Annotated in this window: 25 protein-coding genes and 1 tRNA gene; 16 read left to right on the forward strand and 10 right to left on the reverse strand. The window is 63.6% G+C overall.

What is annotated here, in order from left to right:
• Positions 1-105: 105 nt before the first annotated feature.
• The 14 genes from AC07VH_RS18635 to AC07VH_RS18700 all read left to right on the forward strand — a co-directional run bounded on the left by AC07VH_RS18635 (position 106) and on the right by AC07VH_RS18700 (position 13,122).
• Positions 106-288, forward strand: coding sequence for a Flp family type IVb pilin (locus AC07VH_RS18635; RefSeq protein ID WP_034752975.1), 183 nt, complete (start codon positions 106-108; stop codon positions 286-288).
• 54 nt (positions 289-342) lie between these two features.
• A complete protein-coding gene (locus AC07VH_RS18640; RefSeq protein ID WP_494787520.1) occupies positions 343-876 on the forward strand; it encodes an A24 family peptidase in 534 nt (177 codons plus the stop codon).
• 93 nt (positions 877-969) lie between these two features.
• Complete coding sequence (locus AC07VH_RS18645; protein WP_494787519.1) at positions 970-2,343, forward strand: ATP-binding protein; 1,374 nt, start codon at positions 970-972, stop codon at positions 2,341-2,343.
• Complete coding sequence (gene cpaB, locus AC07VH_RS18650; RefSeq protein ID WP_494787518.1) at positions 2,340-3,197, forward strand: Flp pilus assembly protein CpaB; 858 nt, start codon at positions 2,340-2,342, stop codon at positions 3,195-3,197. The genes AC07VH_RS18645 and cpaB overlap by 4 nt, the downstream gene beginning before the upstream one ends.
• An 18-nt stretch (positions 3,198-3,215) precedes the next feature.
• On the forward strand, positions 3,216-4,655 hold the full coding sequence (locus AC07VH_RS18655) for a type II and III secretion system protein family protein (RefSeq protein WP_494787517.1): 1,440 nt from the start codon (positions 3,216-3,218) through the stop codon (positions 4,653-4,655).
• A gap of 16 nt (positions 4,656-4,671) precedes the next feature.
• Complete coding sequence (locus AC07VH_RS18660; RefSeq protein WP_475417044.1) at positions 4,672-4,974, forward strand: hypothetical protein; 303 nt, start codon at positions 4,672-4,674, stop codon at positions 4,972-4,974.
• On the forward strand, positions 4,964-6,391 hold the full coding sequence (locus AC07VH_RS18665; RefSeq protein ID WP_494787516.1) for a pilus assembly protein TadG-related protein: 1,428 nt from the start codon (positions 4,964-4,966) through the stop codon (positions 6,389-6,391). The genes AC07VH_RS18660 and AC07VH_RS18665 overlap by 11 nt, the downstream gene beginning before the upstream one ends.
• Positions 6,388-6,870: a TadE/TadG family type IV pilus assembly protein gene (locus tag AC07VH_RS18670; RefSeq protein WP_494787515.1), complete on the forward strand. Its 483-nt coding sequence runs from the start codon at positions 6,388-6,390 to the stop codon at positions 6,868-6,870. Before AC07VH_RS18665 ends, AC07VH_RS18670 begins: the two co-directional genes overlap by 4 nt.
• Positions 6,860-7,465 (forward strand): TadE/TadG family type IV pilus assembly protein, encoded by a 606-nt coding sequence (locus AC07VH_RS18675; protein WP_494787514.1) that lies wholly within the window; start codon positions 6,860-6,862, stop codon positions 7,463-7,465. The genes AC07VH_RS18670 and AC07VH_RS18675 overlap by 11 nt, the downstream gene beginning before the upstream one ends.
• Positions 7,466-7,520: 55 nt before the next feature.
• Positions 7,521-8,690 carry a CpaE/TadZ family protein gene (locus AC07VH_RS18680; protein WP_475417040.1) on the forward strand — a complete coding sequence of 390 codons (1,170 nt, stop codon included), beginning with the start codon at positions 7,521-7,523 and terminating at the stop codon, positions 8,688-8,690.
• 50 nt (positions 8,691-8,740) lie between these two features.
• Entirely contained in the window at positions 8,741-10,087 is a 1,347-nt protein-coding gene (locus AC07VH_RS18685) for a TadA family conjugal transfer-associated ATPase (RefSeq protein WP_489629206.1), read from the forward strand.
• Between the two features lie 11 nt (positions 10,088-10,098).
• Positions 10,099-11,076: a type II secretion system F family protein gene (locus tag AC07VH_RS18690; RefSeq protein WP_494787513.1), complete on the forward strand. Its 978-nt coding sequence runs from the start codon at positions 10,099-10,101 to the stop codon at positions 11,074-11,076.
• A gap of 13 nt (positions 11,077-11,089) precedes the next feature.
• Complete coding sequence (locus AC07VH_RS18695) at positions 11,090-12,028, forward strand: type II secretion system F family protein (RefSeq protein WP_489629205.1); 939 nt, start codon at positions 11,090-11,092, stop codon at positions 12,026-12,028.
• An 11-nt stretch (positions 12,029-12,039) separates the two neighbouring features.
• On the forward strand, positions 12,040-13,122 hold the full coding sequence (locus AC07VH_RS18700) for a LytR C-terminal domain-containing protein (protein ID WP_475417036.1): 1,083 nt from the start codon (positions 12,040-12,042) through the stop codon (positions 13,120-13,122).
• A gap of 71 nt (positions 13,123-13,193) precedes the next feature.
• Here AC07VH_RS18700 and AC07VH_RS18705 read toward each other — a convergent pair whose 3' ends face one another.
• The gene (locus AC07VH_RS18705) at positions 13,194-14,186 is read right to left on the reverse strand and encodes an EDSAP-1 family PEP-CTERM protein (protein ID WP_494787512.1); all 993 of its coding nucleotides are present in this window, start codon (positions 14,184-14,186) and stop codon (positions 13,194-13,196) included.
• A 211-nt stretch (positions 14,187-14,397) separates the two neighbouring features.
• On the reverse strand, positions 14,398-14,772 hold the full coding sequence (locus AC07VH_RS18710) for a hypothetical protein (protein WP_475417034.1): 375 nt from the start codon (positions 14,770-14,772) through the stop codon (positions 14,398-14,400).
• 161 nt (positions 14,773-14,933) lie between these two features.
• Here AC07VH_RS18710 and AC07VH_RS18715 point away from each other — a divergent pair, with 161 nt between their 5' ends.
• A complete protein-coding gene (locus tag AC07VH_RS18715) occupies positions 14,934-15,245 on the forward strand; it encodes a hypothetical protein (RefSeq protein WP_489629203.1) in 312 nt (103 codons plus the stop codon).
• A gap of 15 nt (positions 15,246-15,260) precedes the next feature.
• Here AC07VH_RS18715 and AC07VH_RS18720 read toward each other — a convergent pair whose 3' ends face one another.
• The 8 genes from AC07VH_RS18720 to petA form a co-directional block, all read right to left on the reverse strand.
• Positions 15,261-15,467 (reverse strand): dodecin, encoded by a 207-nt coding sequence (locus AC07VH_RS18720; protein ID WP_034753599.1) that lies wholly within the window; start codon positions 15,465-15,467, stop codon positions 15,261-15,263.
• A gap of 705 nt (positions 15,468-16,172) precedes the next feature.
• Positions 16,173-16,751, reverse strand: a complete 579-nt coding sequence (locus AC07VH_RS18725; protein WP_494787511.1) for a Panacea domain-containing protein — start codon at positions 16,749-16,751, stop codon at positions 16,173-16,175.
• A 485-nt stretch (positions 16,752-17,236) separates the two neighbouring features.
• Positions 17,237-17,312, reverse strand: a tRNA-Thr gene (locus AC07VH_RS18730).
• A 26-nt stretch (positions 17,313-17,338) separates the two neighbouring features.
• The gene (locus tag AC07VH_RS18735) at positions 17,339-17,851 is read right to left on the reverse strand and encodes a ClpXP protease specificity-enhancing factor (protein WP_070289470.1); all 513 of its coding nucleotides are present in this window, start codon (positions 17,849-17,851) and stop codon (positions 17,339-17,341) included.
• A gap of 210 nt (positions 17,852-18,061) precedes the next feature.
• Complete coding sequence (locus tag AC07VH_RS18740) at positions 18,062-18,673, reverse strand: glutathione S-transferase N-terminal domain-containing protein (protein WP_010394154.1); 612 nt, start codon at positions 18,671-18,673, stop codon at positions 18,062-18,064.
• Between the two features lie 120 nt (positions 18,674-18,793).
• Positions 18,794-19,558, reverse strand: coding sequence for a cytochrome c1 (locus tag AC07VH_RS18745; protein ID WP_152254125.1), 765 nt, complete (start codon positions 19,556-19,558; stop codon positions 18,794-18,796).
• Positions 19,559-19,594: 36 nt separating this feature from the next.
• Positions 19,595-21,007: a cytochrome b gene (locus AC07VH_RS18750; protein ID WP_475415856.1), complete on the reverse strand. Its 1,413-nt coding sequence runs from the start codon at positions 21,005-21,007 to the stop codon at positions 19,595-19,597.
• Positions 21,008-21,009: 2 nt separating this feature from the next.
• Positions 21,010-21,618: a ubiquinol-cytochrome c reductase iron-sulfur subunit gene (gene petA, locus AC07VH_RS18755; protein ID WP_034753009.1), complete on the reverse strand. Its 609-nt coding sequence runs from the start codon at positions 21,616-21,618 to the stop codon at positions 21,010-21,012.
• Between the two features lie 413 nt (positions 21,619-22,031).
• Between petA and mscL the strand changes: the two genes are divergently transcribed.
• On the forward strand, positions 22,032-22,481 hold the full coding sequence (gene mscL / locus AC07VH_RS18760; RefSeq protein WP_489629201.1) for a large conductance mechanosensitive channel protein MscL: 450 nt from the start codon (positions 22,032-22,034) through the stop codon (positions 22,479-22,481).
• The last annotated feature ends 24 nt before the right edge of the window (positions 22,482-22,505 follow it).

Here is a 22,505-nt window from a genome sequence, read left to right on the forward strand (position 1 = left end):
ATGCAATGGCGCAGAAATTTACGGCAGGAAACATATTAGCAGGAATGGGCAATGTTTCACACCCGATTGCGCCAGGGACTTGTGATTCACTTTTGGGAGCTTGTCATGCATACCTTCCTGTCGGCAGTACAGCAGTTTGTCAAGGATGAGGATGGCATTACGGCAATCGAATACGGCCTGATTGCGGCCTTGATGGCCACCGCCATCACGGCCGGTTTCTTGCTGATCAAGACTAACTTGCTGGCCGTCCTCACCGACATTTCGTCGAACCTGGTGTTGACGCCCTAAGCGGGTGCCCGCTGCTGGCCGGCCGGCAGCGGGTTTTTCTTCGGGAGGTATGCCATGCCTGCAACTGCCTTGTGCGACCTGCTGTTGCTGTGCTTTGTGACGGCCGCTGCCGTCAGTGATTTGATCCGTCGCAAGATTCCCAATGGTGTGGTGTTGTCCGGCATCCTCTCCGCGCTGGCCTTGCACCTGTGGCTGTGGCCGCAAAGCGTGCTGCCGTTGTGGCTGGGCGGCATGGCGACGGGCTTTTTCCTGTTTTTACCCTTATACGTGCTGCGCGGCATGGCCGCCGGCGACGTCAAGCTGATCGCCATGGCGGGCGCTTTTGCCGGTCCCTGGCCCGTGCTGCAGATCTGTTTCGCCACCTTTGTCCTGGGCGGCCTGATGGCCGTGCTGATGATCACGTACCAGGGCAAGTGGCGCGCCTGCCTCGGCAATCTGCGCCAGCTGCTGTGGCCGATGATCGCGCGCATGGCCGGCATTCCCCTGGCGCCGACCGCATTGGGCAGCCATGCCAGCGTGGGCAACATGCCGTACGGACTGGCCATTGCCCTGGGCTGCCTGGTGGTGCAAGGGCGGCATTATTTCTGATTGGTATTCATTGCTATTGATCAATGGGCGCCAGTCCCCGCTCGCTAGAATGAATTCTGTTCAATGCAGTCTTAACTGGCATGGAGACGCAGCATGACCGAGGTCGATTATTCCATGAGTACCGACAGTGCGCCGCGTCCCGCCGACGCGAACCTGATGCCGCCCTTGCCGCCGCAGCCGAAGAGCTTGCGTGAAACGGGACTGGAGCGGCCGCTGGTCGTCGAACTGATCGCCAAGCTGATGTTTGTGGGCGGCAAGACACACCTGTCCGCGCTGACGACGCGCTTGCGCCTGTCGATCAATGTCTTGCGCGAAGTGCTCGATTTCATGGTGACGGAGCAGATGGCCGAAGTGGCCTGGCGCGGCGAATCCGACATCGACGTGCAGTACCAGCTGACGGGCGCCGGCAAGCAGCGCGCCAGCGCTTTTCTGGAGCGCTGCGCGTATATCGGCGCCGCCCCCGTCACCCTGGAAGCGTACCGCGCCATGGTGGCGCGCCAGTCGTGGCTGGCGCAGGAACAGCGCGTGGGCAGCGACGACCTGGCCGCCGTGCTCGGCGGCGCCCACGCGGGGCCGGGCATGCTCGACGTGGTCGGCGCGGCCCTGCATTCGGGGCGTTCGCTGCTGCTGTACGGTCCGCCCGGCAGCGGCAAGTCGACCTTGGCGCTGCAACTGGGGCAATTGCTGCACGGGCTGGTCGCCGTGCCCTACGCCATCGTCGTCGGCCAGGACATCATCCAGTTGTACGATCCGGCGCAGCACCTGCCGCCCGCGCCGCAGCACGTCAGCCATGCGCGCCAGGCGCTGGAACGGCGCAGCACGGATATCCGCTGGGTGCTGTGCCAGCGTCCCGTGATCCACGTGGGCGCCGAGCTCGACGCCGGCATGCTGGAGCTGCGGCTTGACGCCAGCGGCGGCTGCTACCAGGCGCCGCCCCATGTGCGGGCCAACAACGGCATGCTGATCATCGACGACCTGGGCCGCCAGCGCCTGGGCGCGCAAGAATTGCTGACGCGGCTGATGCAGCCGCTGGCACGGGGCAGCGACCAGCTGGGCCTGCCCGGCGGCGTGCAGATCAGCGTGCCCTTCGACAACGCCCTCGTGCTGGCCACGAATGTGCCGCCGGGCGAGCTGTTTGACGCCGCCTTGCTGCGCCGCATCGGCTACAAGGTGCAGGTGGGGCCGCTGGCCGAGAACGCCTATCGCGCCCTGTTCCGCCAGCAATGCCGCCTGGCCGGCATGGCCATCGACGAGGCGGCCCTGAACCACCTGCTGCAGCTGCATGGCGCGCAGGGACGGCCCCTGCTGGCCAGCTATCCGCAGGAATTGCTGGCGCGCATAGGCGACTTCGCGGGCTTTGCCGGCTGCGAAGCGCGCCTGACGGTGGGCGCCCTGGAACAGGCCTGGAGCAGCCTGTTTGCCAGCTGCGACATGCCGGCCGCCAGCCTGTGCGAGCGTATCGCATGAAAAACCGGCGCGCCCTCCTGATGATGGGCCTGGCCGTGGTGCTGGGGCTGCTGGCCGTGCTGCTGGCCTCGCACTGGCTGCTGCGCCAGACGCCGGCCGGCAAGGGCAAGATCGTCGTCGCCGCCAGCGATGTCAACCTGGGCCAGCGCCTGACGCCCGAGATGCTGCGCCTGGCCGAATGGCCGGCGGAAAGCCTGCCGCAAGGGGCGCTGCAAGACCCGGCGAAACTGGCGGGACGGGTGCTGAAAACGAGCGTGCTGCGCGGCGAGCCGCTGAGCGAAGCCAAGCTGGCGCCCGCCGGGACGTTGGGCGGCCTGTCGGCCCTGATCACGGAAGGGCGGCGCGCCATCACCGTGCGCGTCAACGACGTGATCGGCGTGGCCGGCTTCGCCTTGCCGGGCAATTATGTCGACATCATCGTGAGTACCCAGCAGGATGCGGGCGACCGCGCGTTTCCGCAAAGCCGCAATATTTCCAAGATCGTTCTCGAACGCATCCTCGTGCTGGCCGTGGCGCAGGAAGTGGGGCGCGACGAGACCAAGCCGCGCGTGGTCAATGCCGTGACCCTGGAAGTGACGCCGGAACAGGCGGAAAACCTGGACCTGGCGCGCAGCGTGGGCAGCCTGTCGCTGGTGCTGCGCAACCAGGTCGACCCGCAGCCGGGCGTGACGGCGGGCGCCACCAAGCTGACCCTGCTGGGCGGACCGCACGAGGCCGAGCCCGCGCCCGCCGCCGTACCCGCCGCCGTGCCCGTGGCGCCGCGTCCGGTGCGCGTGGTGAAGGCGGCAGTGGAAGCGCCGCGCCAGTGCAGCGGCGTCATCGACGGAACGCGCCAGTCGCGCGAATGTTTTTAGCCAACCATGGACACGCTCATGAACCGCGCCCTGCTGACTCTGTGCTGCCTGCTGTTGCCGCTTGCCGGCGCGGCGGCCGATCCTGGCCCCCGCTGCGGCGGCGAAGCGGCTACCCCCGGCCACCTGCAGCTGCAAGTGGGCAAGTCGAGCATGCTGCGCCTGCCCGAGGCCGTGCTGGCCCGCAGCGTCGGCAATCCGGCCATGCTGCAAGCCATGCTGGTGGCGCCCGACACCTTGTATGTGGTGGGCGTCGACGTGGGCAGCACGAATATGATCATCCAGGGCAGAAGCGGCGCGTGCAGCGTGGTCAACGTCAGCGTCAGCATGGACCCGGCCGGCCTGCAGACGACCCTGGCGGCCCTGATGCCGGAAGAAAAAGCCATCCGCGTGACAGCCGTGGCCGACACCCTGGTGCTGTCGGGCACGGTGCAGGATGCGGGCGCCGTGCTGCGCGCCGTCGAGCTGGCGCACGCGTATGTGCGCCGTGCTACGCACCCGCTGGCGCTGCCCAAGCCCGCCGACGGCGCCGCCTTGCCGGTGGCGGCCACGGTGCCGGCTGGCGGCGCGGCCAGCGCCAACAGCCGCGTCATCAATATGCTCGACGTCAGCGCGCCGCAGCAAGTGATGCTGGCCGTGCAAATTGCCGAAGTGTCGAAGTCGCTGCTGGAGCGGCTGGAAGTGGGCGCCACCTTGCGCTTCGCCTCCGGCAGCTGGGCCACCACCCTGCTGTCGAATTTCTTGAGCGGCACGGCGAATGGCTTGCTCGACGTGCGCAAGTCGAACGGCCAGCAGCTGACCATCGAGGCGCAGAAACAGGATGGCCTGGTGCGCATCCTGGCCGAGCCGACGGTGATGGCGATCAGCGGGCAGGAGGGCAGTTTTCTGGCGGGCGGCAAGATCTTCATTCCCGTCGGCCAGGACAACAACAAGATCACGCTGGAAGAGCGCGAATACGGCGTCGGCCTGCGTTTCACGCCCACCGTGCTGTCGGGCGGGCGCATCAACCTGAAGGTGGCGCCGGAAGTGTCGGAACTGTCGCGCGAGGGCGTGGGCATTTCCGCCGCCGGCGTCAGCGGACGCTCGATTCTGCCCGTCATCACCACGCGGCGCGCCGCGACCACGGTGCAGCTGTACGACGGCCAGAGCTACGCCATCGGCGGCTTGATCAAGAATAACCAGGTGAGCAATATCACGGGCGTGCCGTGGCTCAGCGAGCTGCCGATTCTCGGCGCGCTGTTTCGTAGCACGGATTTCCAGAACGACCGCACGGAATTGCTGTTCGTCATTACCGCGCACCTGGTGAAGCCCTTGCCGGCCGACGCCGTGCTGCCGACGGCGCAGCTGGCGCCGCCCTCGCGCGCGGACTTGATGTTGCGCGGCAAGATGGAAGGCGCCTTGCCGCCGGCGCCGCCGTCCGTGCCGCCGCCGCGCGCGGCCAACGGCTTCGAGTTGAAATGAGACGGGGAGACACGCCATGCCGAACTCGCTCCTGATACCGCTGCGGCGCCTGGCCGCGCTGCTGCTGGCCATGCAGCTGGCCGCCTGCGCGCACAGCAGCACGCCGCAGCTGGACCCGCGCTTCGGCGACGCCGTGCGCCTGGCCATGGCGCGGCAGGTGCGCGATCCGGCCAGCGCGGGCAATCGCACGCCGGCGGACGGGCTCGACGGCCCCAGCGCGCACGCCGTCATGCAGCGCTACCGCGCCTCGTTCGCCGAACCGAACGGCCAGGCGCCGCAGCCCGTGCAATTCATGCTGGGAGGCGGCAATGGCAAGTAGACGCCGGCGCCAGCGCGGGGCGATGCTGATCGCCTTTTCCATCCTGCTCATCGTGGTGCTGGGCTTTATCGGCTTGGCGCTCGACGTGGGGCAAGTCATCGGCCGCAAGACGGAATTGCAGAACCTGGCCGACAACGCGGCGCTGGCGGCGGCCGCGGAACTGGTGGGCACGCCCGAAGGCCTGCTCGCTGCCGTGGACAAAGCCAAGCACAGTGCGGCCGACAAGAGCGCGTACCGGCGCCGCATGGAGGGCGCCATCCTGTCGGACGCCAGCATCCGCTTCGCCAGCGCGCCCGATGCGCCCGCCAGCGAGTGGCATGCGGCGGGCGCCGTGCCCGACGCCGCCACGGCGCTGTTCGTGCGTGTCGATACGCAGGCCAATGCACCGTCGCTGGGGCGGGTGGCGACGGCGTTCCTCGGTGCCTGGTCGCCCGCGCTGCGCACCCTGGACACGGGCGCGCGCGCCGTGGCGGGGCGGACCAGCTTGTACCTGACGCCGCTGGCCGTCTGTGCGCTGTCGGCCAGCGCGGCCAGTCCGCGTACGAACGCGGCACTGCTGCCGGCCGTCGAGCTGCTGGAATATGGCTTTCGCCGCGGCGTGGCGTATAACCTGTTGAAACTCAATCCGCACGGCCCGGCGGCCGAACACTTCGTGCTCAATCCGGTGGGCCAGCCGGGCGTGGTGGGACCGTCGCAGCAGGTCGGCGAGTCCAGCGTGTTGCCGTTTGTATGCAGCGGCACGGTGCTGTACCCGCGCATCGGCAGCGCCCAGGTGCACGTGCACCGGCCGTTTCCCGCCACGTTGTGGCCGGCCTTCAACGCGCGCTTCAACCAGCATGCGGGCAGCGGCTGCCATGCCCTCACGGCGCCGCCCGACACGAATATCCGCGCCTATCCGAACACGGCCGCGAACTGGTGGATGACGAACACGCCAGACGCGCCCAGCGCCCTGAGCACCGGGAATCCGCTGCTGTCCGTGGCCGATCCGGAATCGAACGCGACGCCGCCCGCGGTCGGCAGTTATGGACCGCTGTGGTCGTTTGCCAAGGCGGTCAGGTACAGCAGTGTCAAGCCGGCCGGCGGCTACGTGCCGTTCGCCACCAGCGACTGGCCCAAGCTGTATCCGGCTAGCCCGGCCGCGCCGGCCGCCAAGTCCGGCTATCCGTCCACGCCGCCTTACCAGACGCTGGCTTATCAGACGGCGCCGACCGGCAACACGGGCGTGGCGCAGCGGCGCCTGCTGCATATTCCCCTGCTGGCCTGTCCGCTGCCGGCCGGCAGCGACGTGCTGGCGCAGGTGCGGGGCATCGGCCGCTTCTTCATGACGGCGCCGGCCAGCAATGGCATGCTGAGCGCCGAATTTGACGGCCTGGTGGCCGAGGGCACGCTGGTGGGCCCTGCGGAGTTGCTGCAATGAGGCCGTCCTGCCGCGCGCCGCGCCGCCAGGACGGCGTCGCCGCCATCGAGCTGGCGCTGATCATGCTGTTCTTTATGGGTTTGTTGCCCTTCGTGCTGCTGTTCGGCCGCGCGATGCTGGCGTACACGGCCCTGCAAAAAAGCGCGCACGATGCGGCGCGCTACCTGGCGACCCTGCCGTTGCCGCAGATGGCCAATGCCGATGCGGCGGAGCAGGGCGCCGTGTTTGCCCGGCAGATGGTGCGCCAGGCGATGCTGGAATCGTGGCCAGGCATGAGCACCGGCAAAGTCAATGTGGATTGCATCTATAACGATGACTTTTATAGCTGCGGCAACTACCCGATGGCACCGCTGCAGGTGCGCATCAAGGTGGCCGTGGACATGCCCGTCGATATCCTGCCCGAGCTGACGCGCAAGTGGCTGCCGCAGCTGGCGCCGATCCCGCTGCGTGCCAACGCGACATTGCGCTATGTTAATTAACCTGCGCCCCCAGCGGCAGCGCCAGGGCGGCGTCTTCGCTGTCGAGTTCGCCATGCTGGCGCTGCTGTTCTTTCTGTTCCTGTTTGCCCTGCTGGAAGTGGCGCGCGCCGTGTATTTATGGAATATGGTGCATGAAATCACCCGGCGCGCCGCGCGCGGCGCCGCCGTTAGCGATTTCAGCAATGCGAGTGCGCTGCAGGCCCTGCGCACGCACGCCGTGCTGCGCGCCGCGCCGGGCGTGCTGCCGCTTGGCGGCGGCATCAGCGACGCGTATGTGCGCATCGATTATCTGTCGCAGGCCGGCGGCGCCGTGCTGGCGGCCGTGCCGGTGACGGTGATGCCCGGTTGTCCGCAGCGCAACCGCATCAATTGCCTGGACGACCCGAACGGCGCCAGCTGCATCCGTTTCGTGCGCGCGCGCCTGTGCGTGCCCGGCGACGGCGCGCGCTGCGAGAGCGTGCCGTACCGGCCCATCTTGCCGCTGCTGGGCGCGATGTTTCCCTCCGGCGCAAACGCCGTGCGCCTGCCCAGCGGCGCCACCATGGCGGTGGCCGAGTCGCTGGGCTATCCGGACAATCCCGGTTTTTGTCCCTGAGCGCCACCTGGCGGCGCAGCCGACTGTGTAGACCTGAAAGAAGCGAGGAAGTGCGATGAAAGCCTTGATGATTAGCCGCGACGCCAGCTTGCACGATGAGATTGCCGCGCAGGGGGCCGCCCGCATGCCCGTGCTGCGTTTGCTGGAACGGCGCACCGGCTTGCGCGACGCCGTCGAGCGCATGCTGCCGGAAGCGCCGGAACTGGTGATCGTCGACGCCAGCGGCATCGATGCCGACGAGGCCGACCTGCTCGAGCGCCTGGCGCGCCAGTATCCGCTGGCCGTGCTGATGCTGCTGACGCGGGGCCAGCAGCAGGATGTGCTCATCCGCGCCATGCGCGCCGGCATGCGCGAAGTGCTGCAGCTGCCGCTGGTGCACAAGGCCTTCCATGAAGCGATGGACCGGGTCGATATCCAGGCCGGCGTGACGCAGATGCGCGACGGTAAGGTACTCGCCTTCATCTCGTGCAAGGGCGGCAGCGGCGCCACTTTTCTATCGACGAATTTTTCCTACGCGCTGGCCAGCCTGGCCGGCTGCAAGGTGCTGCTGATCGACCTGCACGGCCAGTTCGGCGACGCCACTTTATATGTCTCGGACCAGAAGCCGGCCATGACCCTGTCCGACATCTGCGCGCAGATCGCGCGCATGGACGGCGCCTTCCTCGCCTCGTGCCTGGTGCACGTGACGCCGAACTTCGGCGTGCTGGCGGCGGCCGACGACCCGGCGCACAAGGTCGACATGCAGCCCGAGCACATGGACCGCATCCTGGCCGTGGCGCGCCAGCATTACGACTACATCGTGCTCGACGTGGGACGCCAGATCGATGCGCTGTCGCTGCGCGCGCTCGACAACGCCGACACCATCTATCCGGTGCTGCAGCTGGCCTTGCCCGACATCCGCGACGGGCGCCGCCTGCTCGATATTTTCCGCTCGCTCGGCTATCCGGGCGAGCGCCTGCGCCTGATCGTCAACCGCTATGAAAAGGGCGGGCGCTTGCGCCTGGCGGACCTGGAGCAGGCGCTGGGCGCGGAAGTGGTGCACACGGTGCCCAACGATTACTTTGCCGCCACCGATTCCGTCAACCAGGGTATCCCGCTGCTGCAGCTGTCGCGCACCAGCGCCGTGGCGCGCAGCCTGGCCGAACTGGTGGAACTGGTGACGGCGCGCCGCGTGACGGAAAGCCGCGGCCTGTTCGACCGCCTGTTCAGTCGCAGCGAGGCTTAGGACAGGGACAAATGTCAAGGCTCCCGCCGGGGGCCATCATGGGAGCCGAGATGACTTTACGCGAACGCCTGGCGGCAAATGAGACGGTGCGCCCCGCCACGCATGGACAAGGCGCGCTGGCGCTGCACGCCTACCAGGAACTGAAGAAAACCATGCACCAGACGATACTCGACCGTATCGACCTGGAACGGCTGAAGCGCTTGACGGCCGAGCAGTTCAAGCACGAGCTGGCGCTGCTGGTGCAGCGCGTGATCGAGGAAGAGCGCATCGTGCTGAACCAGCACGAGCGGCATAGCCTGGTGCTCGACATCCAGCACGAGATGCTGGGCTTTGGCCCGCTCGAACCGTTGCTGGCCGACGCCAGCGTGTCCGATATCCTCGTCAACACCTGCGACAAGGTGTATGTGGAGCGGGGCGGGCGGCTGCAGCTGACGGACGTGACCTTCCACGACAATGCGCACCTGATGAAGATCATCGAAAAGATCGTCTCGCGCGTGGGGCGCAGGGTCGATGAATCGAGCCCGATGGTCGACGCGCGCCTGCCGGACGGCTCGCGCGTCAACGCCATCATCCCGCCGCTGGCCGTCGACGGCCCGATTTTATCGATCCGGCGCTTTGCCGTGCAGCCTTTGACGATCGCCAACCTGCTCGACTACAAAAGCCTGACGCCGCCCATGGTGCAGGTGCTGCAGGCGCTGGGGCAGGCCAAGGTCAACATCCTGATCTCGGGCGGCACGGGCAGCGGCAAGACGACCCTGCTCAACGTGCTGTCCGGCTTCATTCCCGGCAGCGAGCGCATCGTCACCATCGAGGATGCGGCCGAACTGGCGCTGCGCCAGCCGCACGTGGTGCGCCTGGAAACGCGCCCGCCGAACATCGAGGGCAAGGGGGAAGTGTCGCAGCGCGCGCTGGTGCGCAATGCGCTGCGCATGCGGCCCGACCGCATCATCCTGGGCGAGGTGCGCGGCGCCGAGGCGCTCGACATGCTGCAGGCGATGAACACGGGCCATGAGGGATCGCTGGCGACCATCCACTCGAACACGGCGAGGGACGCGCTGGCGCGGCTGGAAAACATGGTCGGCATGGCCAATGTGAACCTGACGCCACGCGCCACGCGCCAGCAGATCTGTTCGGCCGTGACGGTGGTGATGCAGGTGTCGCGCCTGACGGACGGCGGGCGCAAGCTGGTCAGCCTGCAGGAGGTGACGGGCATGGAAGGCGACATCATCGCCATGCATGAAATCTTCCGCTTCGAGCAGACGGGCGTCGATGCCGACGGCAAGGTACAGGGACATTTCTGCGCCACGGGCGTGCGTCCCCGCTTTACGGAACGCCTGCGCATGTTTGGCGCCCCGGTGCCTGACTCGGTGTTCGACCCCGACCGCATCTACGAATAGAAGGACGCATCATGGACCTGGTCTTCTACGGCTTTGCCGTGCTGCTGTTCGCCGCCTGCATCCTGATGGTGGAAGGCGCCTGGTTGTGGTGGTCGGGCACGCATGGCAGCGCGGCGCGGCGCATCAACCGGCGCTTGCGGCTGATGGCGGCACGCGGCGAGGGCGGCGGCGAGCGGGTGTCCATCCTCAAACAGCGCCGCTATGCGCGTTCGCCCGGCCTGGAGCGCTTGCTGCGGCGATTGCCGCAGGCGGCGCGGCTGGACCGGCTGCTGCTGCAATCGGGCTTGTCCTGGTCGGTGGCGCAGTTCCTGGGCGGCAGCGGCGCCCTGCTGCTGGCGGCCTTGCTGCTGTTGGCGGCCTGGTCCATGCCCTTGCCGGGCGCCTTGCTGCTGCTGTCCGGCGCCGTGAGCGCCCCGTGCCTTCTGGTGCTGCGCGCGCGCGCGGCGCGGCTGAAAAAGATCGAGGCGCAATTGCCGGAAGCGGCCGATTTCCTGGCCCGCGCGCTGCGCGCCGGGCACTCGTTTTCGAATGTGCTGCAGATGGTGGGCGATGAGCTCAATGAGCCGATCAGCGGCGAATTCAAGATGGCGCACGAAGAGATCAATTACGGCGTGCCGATGAACGAGGCGCTGCAAAACCTGGCCGCGCGCATTCCGCTGACGGACTTGCGCTACCTCGTCATCGCCGTGCTGGTGCAGCGCGAATCGGGCGGCAATCTGGCCGAGGTGCTGGTCAGCATCGCGCGCATCATCCGCGCCCGGCTAAAACTGCTGGGCCAGGTGCGCGTGCTGTCGGCCGAGGGGCGCATGTCGGCCTGGGTGCTGGGGCTGATGCCGGTGGTGATGATCGGCGTCATGGCGCTGGTCAACCCGCAATACATCCGCCTGCTGTGGACCGATCCCAGCGGCATCAAGCTGCTGTGGTACGCGGCTGGCATGGTGGCGCTGGGCGTGGTGTGGATGCGCAATGTGATACGTATCAGGATATAAAACTGGAGGTGGCATGAGCGGTGCACAACTGCTGTTCTTGTTGATCGTCTTCGCCGTGGTGGTGGCGCTGGCCCTGCTGGCGTGGCTGATCTTCTTTCCCGGCGCCTTGCGTCAGCGCCTGTTCGGCGCCATGGCGCCGGCCGCCAGCGAGGCGGTGGCCGATACTGGCTGGGTGGAGCGGGTGGTGCGCGTGGCGCAGCCGTTCAGCAAGCTGTCGCTGCCGGAAGAGGGCTGGGAGCGCTCGCCGCTGCGCACGCGCTTCATGAACGCGGGCTGGCGCCAGGCCAGCGCGCCGGCCCTGTACTTTGCCGCGAAAACCGTGCTGGCCCTGCTGTTTCCCACCGTACTGGGCCTGTATGCGGCCAGCGCCATGGCGGCGCAGCTGCGCAGCGTGCTGTTGCTGCTGCTGTGCGTCAGCGCCACCGTTGGCTATTACCTGCCCAACCTGGTGCTGGCCAGCACGGCTAAGCGGCGCCAGCGCGACATCTTTGAAAACATCCCCGACGCGCTCGACTTGCTGACCGTATGCGTGGAAGCGGGCCTGAGCCTGGAGCGTGCGCTGGTGAAGGTGTCGGGCGAAATCCACATCAAGAGCGTGGTGCTGGCGCAGGAATTGCAACTGGTGCTGATGGAAATGCGCGCCGGCTTTTCCAAGGAAAAGGCGCTGCGCAACCTGGCCCTGCGCAGCGGCGTGGAAGACGTCGACACCCTCGTCGCCATGCTGATCCAGTCGGAACGCTTCGGCACCAGCATGGGCGACTCGCTGCGCGTGCATTCGGAAAACCTGCGCGGCAAGCGCAGCCTGCTGGCCGAGGAGGCGGCGGCGAAGATCGCCCTGAAACTGCTGTTCCCGCTGATCTTTTGCGTCTTTCCCACCCTGATGCTGGTGCTCATGGGGCCGGCCGTGATCGAAGTCTATCGCGTGCTCGTGCCGGCCATGGCCAGCCGCTGAAAGGAGTCACCATGCGCTTGACGATTTCCCGCCTGGCCGCCGCCTGCGCCTGCCTGGGCCTGGCCGCCTGCACCACGCAACTGGCCCATGCACCGGTGCCGCAGTGGCCCGACGCCGATGCCGCCTATGCGGCAGGGCGCCAGCATTTCGAGCGGGGCGACCTGCCTGCGGCGCAAGCGGCCTACGAGCAAGCCCTGCGCCATGCGCCGCGCCATGTGGACGCGCGCAATGGCCTGGCCGTGCTGCACGCGCAGCGCGGCGAGCACGCTGCCGCCATTGCCCAGTGGCAGGCGTTGACGCAGGAGGCGGGCATGGCGCGGCCGCGGCAGGCCTATCTGTTCAGCAATCTCGGTCATGCCTATTATTTAAGCGGACGCGATGCGCAAGCGTTGACTGCGCTGGAACAGGCATGCCTGCTCGATCCGCTCAATGCGCTGGCCTGGCAGCACCTGGCGCAGGTACTGGAGCGGCTGGGACAGCACGAGCGCGCGGCCGTCATGCGGCGCCAGGCGGCCAGCTTGCGGGAACACGATGTGCGGCGCGACATGGCCGTCTTGCGCGGCGAGGCGGCGCCGCAGTCCGCGCCCGCGCCCGCGCCGGTACCGGATGCGCCCGCGATGGCGCGCGTGGAGATCACGCAGAGCGATGGCATGGCCCAGCTGCGGCGCGTGCCGGCGGCGGTGCGCAGCCTGCCCGCTAGCGCGTTGCTGCCCGCCGCGCCTGTGCCTGTGGCTGGCGCGCCGCATCCGCGCCTGGAAATTGTGAACGGCAACGGCGTGCCCGGCCTGGCCGCCGCGCTGGCGCGCAGCCTGGCCGGCACGCCCGTGCAGGTGGTGCGCCTGGCCAATGCTGGCAGCTTCCAGGTGGCGCGCACGCGCGTCGAATACCGGCCCGCGCAGGAACAGGCGGCGCGCCAGCTGGCCCGTCAGCTGGGAACGCAGGTGCAGACCCAGGTGCCGATCCAGGCCGCCGACTGCCCTGCCAGCGAGCTGCGCCTGGTACTGGGACACGACCTGAGCGACCCCGCCATGCTGCACCGCTATTATCTGCAGCAATTGCAGCTGGCCCGCCAGGCGCTGGCACGGCTCGGTTAACACGCATCGGCTGGCATAAAAAAACACGCGGCGCCTTGGCGGGCGCCGCGTGTTTTTGAGCGTGCCAGTGTTTATTTCGGCTGGCGGCGGCGCGTGAAGGCGAGGCCGGCCAGTCCCGTGCCCAGCAGGAACAGGGTGCCTGGCTCCGGCACTTGCAAGGGTTCGATGACGACGATGTCGGTGCGCGTGGACTTGGAGAAGTTCAAGGTATAGCTGCCGGCGGGCAGGGCGAAATTCGACGTCAGGGAAAACATCGCGAAGCCATTCGTGAAGGCGCGCGAGGTGGCGGGATCGTTGGTGCCGGCCGTCATGTTCAGGCTGAACGGGTCCAGGCTGCCGACCGTATGGTTGCCGTTGACGTCGCTGCCATTGTTGGCATCGCCGTCGGGCGCGAACTGGAAGATCACGCCGTCGGCATTCGCATTCGACAGGCAGCCGACGGGACTGGCGGTATTGCACGAGATATTGAAGATATCCATGATCGACACGTTCGACTTGTCGCCCATGGTCGTCACGCTGGTGCGCAGGTCGCGCCGTCCCATAAAGCTGAAGGTGATGAAGCCGGCGCTCGACAGGGTCAGGTTGACGGAGCCGGTCAGCGTGTCGCCAGCCGTGGCCGTGGCGGCGCCCACCGTGTTGCGCTGTGCTTCCGCCACGGCGCTCACGGTCGAACCGGTGCCGTTGAGCATGTTGCCGAAGGCATGCGCATCGCCGCGCGCGAATTCCAGCTTGGAACTGGGGCTGGGTGCGTAGTTATTTTGCGGCAAGCCGCTGCAGCCGCCGCCCGAACACACTTGCAGCACGTCGGCATTGGCGGCCGGGCCCGTATTGACGGCGCGCGGATTGACGGCCACGCCGCCCTGGAAAAAGGCGCTGTCGCTGGCGTTGCGGTTGGCGCCGGCCAGCGACAGCGCGCCGGCGCTGGTGGTGATGCGGAAATTGTTCAATTCGTTGACGGCCAGGCCGTACGCGCCGGCCTGCGCCTGACCGCTGGCCAGCAGGCTTGCCGCCGCCAGTGCGCCCAGCCAGCCCAGGGTCTTGCTTCGTGTGTGATCGACGTTCATCGCAGCCTCTTATCGTAGTCAGTCTCGGAAAATCCGGGGGATAAAGAATCCAGAATGACTTTCCTGGATTCATCTCGTAGACAGTGATAAGCAGCTTGCGTGCCACACAAAAAAAGCAATTCAAATCAAACGCTTGCGTAAAACGGACTGAGCTGGTGGAAGCAAAGTGTAAGAAAGGCCGACGCCGCCTGGCGGGCGGCATCGGCCAGCCTCAGGTACCCCGGTGATAGCCCAGGTGGCCGCCCGAATTGCGCGCGCAGCCGCAGCCGATGCGCGCCACTTCCTCGCCTTCCGTCAATTTCCAGTTGGTAATCGTCGTGTGCTGCCAGTCGATGTCGCTTTTCTTGACAGGTTTCACCGTCAAGGTGCGGGTTGCCGCGTCCGTGTACTCCATCAGCTCTTCGTCGTCGGCGATGTCGAAATGGCGGTGGATCAGGGAAATGCCGAAGCGGTCGAGCGCGCCATAGCGCTGCAGCACGTCGCGCAGTTCGCGAAAGCAGGCCAGGTCGTCGGGCAGCAGCGGGTCGACGGCGGAAATATCGGCGACGGGCTGCCATTGCATGGCGTGGATGTTCAGGCTGTGCATGATGTTCTCCTGTGCCCCTTGTATCAAGCCCAGGCTGCCAAAAGGGGGCTGGCACGCCTGGCGAAATGGTCATCGTGGCTGGAAAGCCGCTGCGGCGCTTGCGTCAGATCAAAGGTGCGGCACATCGTCTCTGGCCCCATCATTGCCCGGTAGAATAGGCGATGGCAAACAAAACCCCCACCTTCCCCGGCGCACGCACGGGCCGCGGCCAGGTCCTGGCCGTGCTGCTGTCGAACCGCGACCAGTCCGGCGCCGAACCGCTGCAAGGCCGCGTCTCGCTGGCCGCCATCGTGAAAGCGCTGAAACGCAAATACCATTGGCCCATCGAAACGCACAGCTTTCCCGCCAACACGCAGGACGGCCGCGCCAGCTGGGCGACCGTGTACAGCTTGCCGGAAAAGGTGATCGAGGCCGCGCTGGAGGCCGGCGGCCGGGAGTGGCTGGAGAGCCGGGGAGTGCCTGGACGGCGCTGAACGCGCCGCAGTACGCTATTCGAGCCGGAAGCCGACCTTGAGCGTGACCTGGAAATGCGCCACCTTGCCATCGACGATATGGCCGCGCGATTCCGTCACCTCATACCAGTCCATGTGCTTGACTGTCAGCGCCGCCTTGGCAATGGCATCGCGTATCGCCTGATCGCTGCTTTCGGTCGACGTTCCCACCAGTTCGATCAGCTTGTAAGTGTGTGCGGACATGATATTTCCCCAGGTAGGCAAGCCAGACATCGGGAGCCTGCTTTGCGCAGGCACGTGCCCATCTTGCGCCTAAACGTGCTGATAGTCATTGCGCGGTGCAGCAATGCGATTGCGAATCTGGCGAAGGCTGCCATCATGCTGGCAACATTGCTGCCGGTTAAAGCCAGGACTTCAGTTGGTTTTGTTGGCGTGTGGGTGGAGATAGTCCGCGTTGCGTCCCACGCTATGCGCTCACTTCGGGGCGCGATGAGCGTCAATGGCGCCAGGAGCATCCTGCAGGCGCCTGGGAAGAAAAAGGTTAGCTACACAACTAAATCGGTAGTCGTTTGAAGGCACCCTTCGTGAACTTCGATGCATTCAGCCCGGCTTTGATCTCTGAAAAAGGCGGGTCTCCGCAAGGACGGTGCACACGAAATACCCCGCTCTCCACCAATTGCGACAATGTTGCCGCAGGCTCCAGTCGAGTATGCTTGTAGGCGATGTGACTGTGATGCTCTACGAAAGGATGGCTTCCGACCTGAAGCTCGCAAGTTGCATCGAACGGGACGTTCGGATAGGTCGAACAAACGCATACCAACGCGCACATATTGTCAGGATAGCCATCAATGGGCGCTGGGTCATTTAGTACTACAAATAAATGAAACAAACCACCAGGGCCAGATGGTATGAGTAGTGTTTCCTTGGCTCGAGGTAACCAGCCGGGCATCATGCCGCCGATGTAAAAGCGGCGTTGATCGCCTGCTGCTCGCGTAATTGTTTTTTCAGTAACCGTGTTTGTTCATTATTGAATTTAAGTACTTCGAACAATTTTTCTAATGTGATGGGTACTGATGAGCCTTCAGGATCTTCCCACTCAGGGCAAATTTTGTGAGTGAGGTCGCGAATCTGATATTTGCTCAAATGACCAAAATCTTTCCAAGTTTCTGCGAGAACTTCAAACTCGGCGTCAGATAATTCCAGAAGGTCTTGCTCTGGCGAGCGAATCCGACTTCCGTCACGCAAAGCCACAGCATGATCCTCACGATCCGCGATCCACGCATCCCACCCATTATCTTCAGATGAGGACATGCCGTTAATGCGATTCAATGTTTGAGACAGAACAGGTCCGTGATCCATAGAAACAAGTTTGTCGCCAATGATCGGACCGCCGTACATCTCATATGAGCGCCGCTCTGCTAGATAAAGCAACTTCATCAGCTTAAGTACAGGAAGGCGGCCTTGGGCTTGGAATAGGAAGTAAGCGGCAACCTGCGCGGCTTTCTTTTCGGAGTATAAGTTTTGCATAATTTTGAGCCTCCATCGCATCAATTTTGAGCAATTTGGATAGCTATTCGAGATCAATCTACGCACAAAGTACATCGCTGTCAACATATTGCCATGCATGACGCTCTGGCCCATGCAACATGTGCGGAAAGTGGATGAAATCAGTTTAACTGTATAAACGTACAGTAATTTTGATAATTGTCAAACGAAATCGATAAGCAGCAGCGTATCGGCTGGATGGCTTTGCCGCTAGACGGGGCGGTCGGCCAACGTGCTTCTGCATGTCGTCATGCGGCAAAAAGGGTTCCACCGTGCACCAGCCTGGAAACCACACTGATTGATGCCTATCTTTGCCGGAAACGTCGACAAGAAGCCACGCTGGAAAGTAGTACGTGAGGTGTGATTGTTTGCAATCAAGAGAGGCGCAACTATAAGTTGGCGTTGTCACTTGCTTGCTACTGGTCCAAAAGAAAAGGGCTTACATTTCTGTAAGCCCTTGATATTCTTGGTGCCGACTGCCGGTTTCGAACTGGCCACCTGATGATTACAAATCAACTGCTCTACCAAATGAGCTAAGTCGGCAAAAACTGCGCGTTGCGAATTATACGCTATTTAATACGTGTCAGGGTCGGGCGGCCGCCTTTTTTTGGTGGCTCGTCGTCGCCGGGCGTGGCGTTGTCGCGTTGTTCGGGGGAGCTGGCCGGCACGGACGACAGGGTCGGACCGCTGGTAGCAGGGGCGAGCACGGGCGGCGGGACGTCGGCGGAGGCGGGGCTGTCCGTCGGTTGCGCGTCGGGATCATCGTTGCCCAGCACGGGCTCGAAGGCCATGCCCTGGCCGTTTTCGTTGGCGTAGATGGCCATCACGTTGTCGACCGGCACATAGATTTCGCGCGAGACGCCGCCAAAGCGGGCGTGGAAGCGGATGGCGTCGTTGTCCATCTTCAGGCCGCTGGTGGCGCCGAAGCTGATGTTGAGCACGATTTCGCCCTTTTTCACGTATTCCATCGGTACCGTGGTGCGCGAATCGACTTTGACCGCGAGATAAGGCGTGTAGCCGCTGTCGGTGCACCACTCGTAGATGGCGCGCAGCATATAAGGTTTGGTTGAGATTTCAGACATGGTAGGCACTGTGAGGCGGGAGCGCCGCCGGCAACAAATGGCGGGCGCACCGGTAGTTCAATGAAACAGAGCAACTGGAAAGAATCCAAGATGCCCCAGAAAGCGTCGCGAGCAAGCCCGATATCGGCTTGAGTAACGCAGCCGTACTTGAGTACGGCGAGTAACGCCAAGTCGAGAGCGGGCTGCGTAGCAGCTTTATGGGGATATCTTTTAGCGGCGCATCACTTTTTCCGAAGGAGTGAGTGCTTCGATATACGCGGGACGCGAGAAGATGCGTTCGGCGTATTTCATCAGCGGTGCGGCCGTTTTCGACAGTTCGATGCCGTAGTGGTCCAGGCGCCACAGCAGCGGCGCGACAGCCACGTCGAGCATCGAGAATTCGTCGCCCAGCATGTACTTGTTTTTCAGGAACAGTGGCGCCAGGGTCGTCAGGCGGTCGCGGATTTCCGCGCGTGCCTTGTCGTGGGCCTTGTCGTTGCTCTTGGCGCGTTCGCTTTCCAGCACGTGCACGTGCACGAACAGTTCTTTTTCGAAATTGAACAGCATCAGGCGCGCGCGGGCGCGCATCAGCGGATCGGCCGGCATCAGTTGCGGATGCGGGAAGCGCTCATCGATGTACTCGTTGATGATGTTCGATTCATACAGGATCAGTTCGCGTTCGACCAGGATCGGCACCTGGCCATACGGGTTCATGGTCGAAATGTCTTCCGGTTTGTTGAACAGGTCGACGTCGCGCACTTCGAAGTCCATGCCTTTTTCAAACAGGACCAGGCGGCAGCGTTGCGAAAATGGGCAGGTTGTACCCGAATAGAGAACCATCATTTTTTATAGTTCCTTAGAAACAAAGGGGGTGAAGCCGCGAACGGCTCACCCCAGGTCGCTTGTCCACTCATGCGGACAACGCAGAAACAGGCATAAACCGGCCTATGGCCGGCGCCTCACTTATTTGACTTCCTTCCAGAACGACGCGTTAAGGCGCCATGCCAGCAGAGCAAAGACCGACAGGAACAGCAGTACCCAGACGCCCAGGCGCTTGCGTGTCTGCTGTGCCGGTTCGGCCATCCACTCCATGTAGCCGACCAGGTCGGCTACCGCATTGTCGTACTCGATCTTGTTCAACGTACCTGGCTTGACCTGCTCGAAGCCGGCAAATTTGTGGATCTTCTTGCCAGCTTCGTGCGGATCATTCTCTTCCACGAACTTGGCAGTCTGGACACCTTGCAATTCCCATAATACATGCGGCATGGCAACATTCGGCACGACCATGTTGTTCCAGCCGGTCGGACGAGTGTCGTCTTTATAGAACGTACGCAGGTAAGTATACAGGTAGTCGCCGCCTGTGCCAGCGGAAGATGATTTCGCGCGCGAAATTACCGACAAATCCGGCGGTACGACGCCAAAGAAGGCCTTGGCGTCCTGCGGTGCCAGGGAAGTCGTCATCAGGTCGCCGACTTTATCGCCGGAGAACAACAGATTCTGCTTGATCTGGTCTTCCGTCAAGCCCAGGTCGCGCAGGCGGTTGTAGCGCATCGACACGGCGGCGTGGCAATTCAAGCAATAATTGACGAACAATTTGGCGCCATGCTGCAGCGCCGCCATGTTGGTCTGGCGGTCAGGTGCCTTGTCCAGCGGAAAGCCGCCTTCGCTGGCGAGAGCCATGGCAGGCACGAAGGCCAGGATGGCGAGCAGTTTTTTTGCAATCTTCATATGATGTATGTCCTTTGAGCGTGGCGTGAGAGCGGCTTAGTGCGGGTGAAACGTCACACGCGACGGCACGGTCTTGAACTTGCCCATGGCACTCCACCATGGCATCAGCAGGAAGAAGCTGAAGTAAATCAGGGTGCACACTTGCGACACGATGGTTTTCGCATCCGTTGGCGCCTGGGTCCCGAGGTAGCCGAGGATCAGGAACGACAGGCCGAAGATGGCATAGATGTATTTGTGCCAGGTCGGACGGTAGCGGATCGATTTCACTGGCGAATGGTCGAGCCATGGCAGGAACGCCAAGATCACGACGGAACCGCCGAAGAACACCACGCCCCAGAATTTCGCATCGAGCACCTGCGGCAGCATGCCGATGATGGCGACGATGGCGATGCCGGCGATGATGGACTTGACCGTCGTCGACAGGCGCGACTTGAGCCAGATGAACACCACGTAGGCGGCCACGACACCCATCAGCACGTACATGAAGTCGGCCGTGGTGGCGCGCAGCACCGAGTAGAACGGCGTGAAGTACCAGGTTGGCGCGATGTGCAGCGGGGTCTTCAGCGAATCGCCGGGCAGGAAGTTGTTGTATTCCAGGAAGTAACCGCCCATTTCCGGCGCGAAGAAGACGACGGCGCTGAAAATGACGAGGAAGATCGAGACGCCGAACAGGTCATGCACGGTGTAGTACGGATGCGATGGGATCGAATCGACCGGATGGCCATCGGCGCCCAGGTTTTCCTTCACTTCGATGCCGTCCGGATTGCTGGAGCCGACTTCATGCAGGGCGATCAAGTGCGCTGCAACCAGGCCCAGCAGGACCAGCGGGATGGCGATCACGTGGAAGGCGAAGAAGCGGTTCAGGGTCGCGTCGGACACGACGTAGTCGCCGCGGATCCACAGCGACAGGTCAGGGCCGATGAAGGGGATGGCGCCGAACAGGTTGACGATCACTTGCGCGCCCCAGTACGACATCTGGCCCCATGGCAGCAAATAGCCGAAGAACGCTTCGGCCATCAGGCACAGGAAGATGGCGAAACCGAACAGCCAGATCAGCTCACGTGGCTTGCGGTACGAGCCGTACAGCAGGCCGCGCGTCATGTGCAGGTAGACGATGATGAAGAAGGCGGAGGCGCCCGTCGAGTGCATGTAGCGCACCAGCCAGCCCCACGGTACTTCGCGCATGATGTACTCGACGGAATTGAAGGCCAGGGCCGCATCCGGTTTGTAGTGCATGGTCAGGAAGATGCCGGTGACGATCTGCAAGACCAGCACCAGCATGGCCAGCGAGCCGAAGATGTACCAGAAATTGAAGTTTTTCGGGGCGTAGTACTTGCCCCATTGGTCGTTCCACAGCTTGGTCAGGGGAAAGCGGTCATCGACCCAGCCCAGCGCTTTTTCGGCGGCGGGAGCGTCTGCCGGGAACTTCGTTTCTTTGAAAGCAGCCATGATCAAGCCTCGCCTTTCTCGTCTTTACCTATCAGCAATTTGGTGTCGCTCAGGTACATATGGCGCGGCACTTGCAGGTTGTCCGGCGCCGGCTTGTTCTTGAACACGCGGCCTGCCATGTCGAAGGTGGAGCCGTGGCAAGGGCAGAGGAAGCCGCCTTCCCAGTCATCGGGCAGCGACGGTTGCGGGCCGGGGGCAAATTTCGAGGAAGGGGAGCAGCCCAGGTGGGTGCAGATGCCGACGGCGACGAGAATTTCAGGCTTGATCGAGCGTGCCTCGTTCATGCAGTATTCCGGCGTGAATTCGGCGGGATTGCGCTGGGAATTGGCATCGGCGACCTTGCCGTCGGTCTTTTTCAGCGACGCGATCATTTCCGGCGTGCGCTTCAGGATCCAGACCGGCTTGCCGCGCCATTCGACGGTGCGCATTTCGCCGGGTTGCAAGGTGGTGATGTCTACTTCGACCGGCGCGCCAGCCGCTTTCGCGCGCTCCGACGGCTGGAAGGTGCTTACCAAGGCTCCCGCGGTTGCCAATCCAACTACACTGCCCGCCGCGCACGTGGCGACGAGCAAGCCGCGACGGCCTGAATCGACCTGCTTTTCGTTACTCATGCAAACCCCAATCAGTCAAAATGCGAATCTTTATTATGAGTGGCAGCCGCGAAAAACCCGTCGCCGAAGCTCTATCCCACTGATTGCCGCAACCCGCATCTTTGTACGGTAAAGTGGCAACATCCCTGCGGAACTTCGGACTATGGCGCAGCCCGTGCCAGTTTCTTGTTGATTATCCGGAAGTGAAAAAGCCACTTCTGGCAACCGCAAATTATAAGTGAAGCAAACAACGAATCAAACAAAAACGTTGCTTGTACCATAATTTATATACTTTTGCAGGAGGTGGCTAGTTCTTTCGAACTAGATGCGTCCGGCTGTGCACGAAATGGTCCTGCCGACAACCACAAGTTGGTGGCACTGGGAATCAATAGTATGATCGGCATGTTTTTTATACATATCCGAAGGAGAAATTCATGGCAATGATGCAAGAATTCAAAGAATTTGCAATGAAGGGTAACGTCGTCGATCTGGCGGTCGGTGTCATTATCGGTGGCGCCTTCGGCAAGATTGTCGATTCCCTGGTGCAAGACGTGATCATGCCGCCCATCGGCCGCATTTTCGGCGGCCTCGATTTCGCCAATTACTATCTGCCCCTGAATGGCCAGGCGACGACGATGACCCTGGTGGAAGCGAAAAAGGCGGGCGCCGTGCTGGCCTACGGTAACTTCCTGACCATTCTGCTCAATTTCGTCATTCTTGCCTTTATCATCTTCCAGATGGTGCGCCTGATGAACAAGGCCCGCCGCAGCGAACCGGTCGCGCCGGCCCCGGCACCGGCCACGCCGGAAGACATCGTGCTGCTGCGCGAAATCCGCGACTCCCTGCAGCAGAACGCACGCAACAGCAACAATCTGGCAAAATAAGTTGTTCCGGCACCGGCCGGCTGA

This window comes from Janthinobacterium sp. GW821-FHT03C10 (assembly GCF_059420865.1).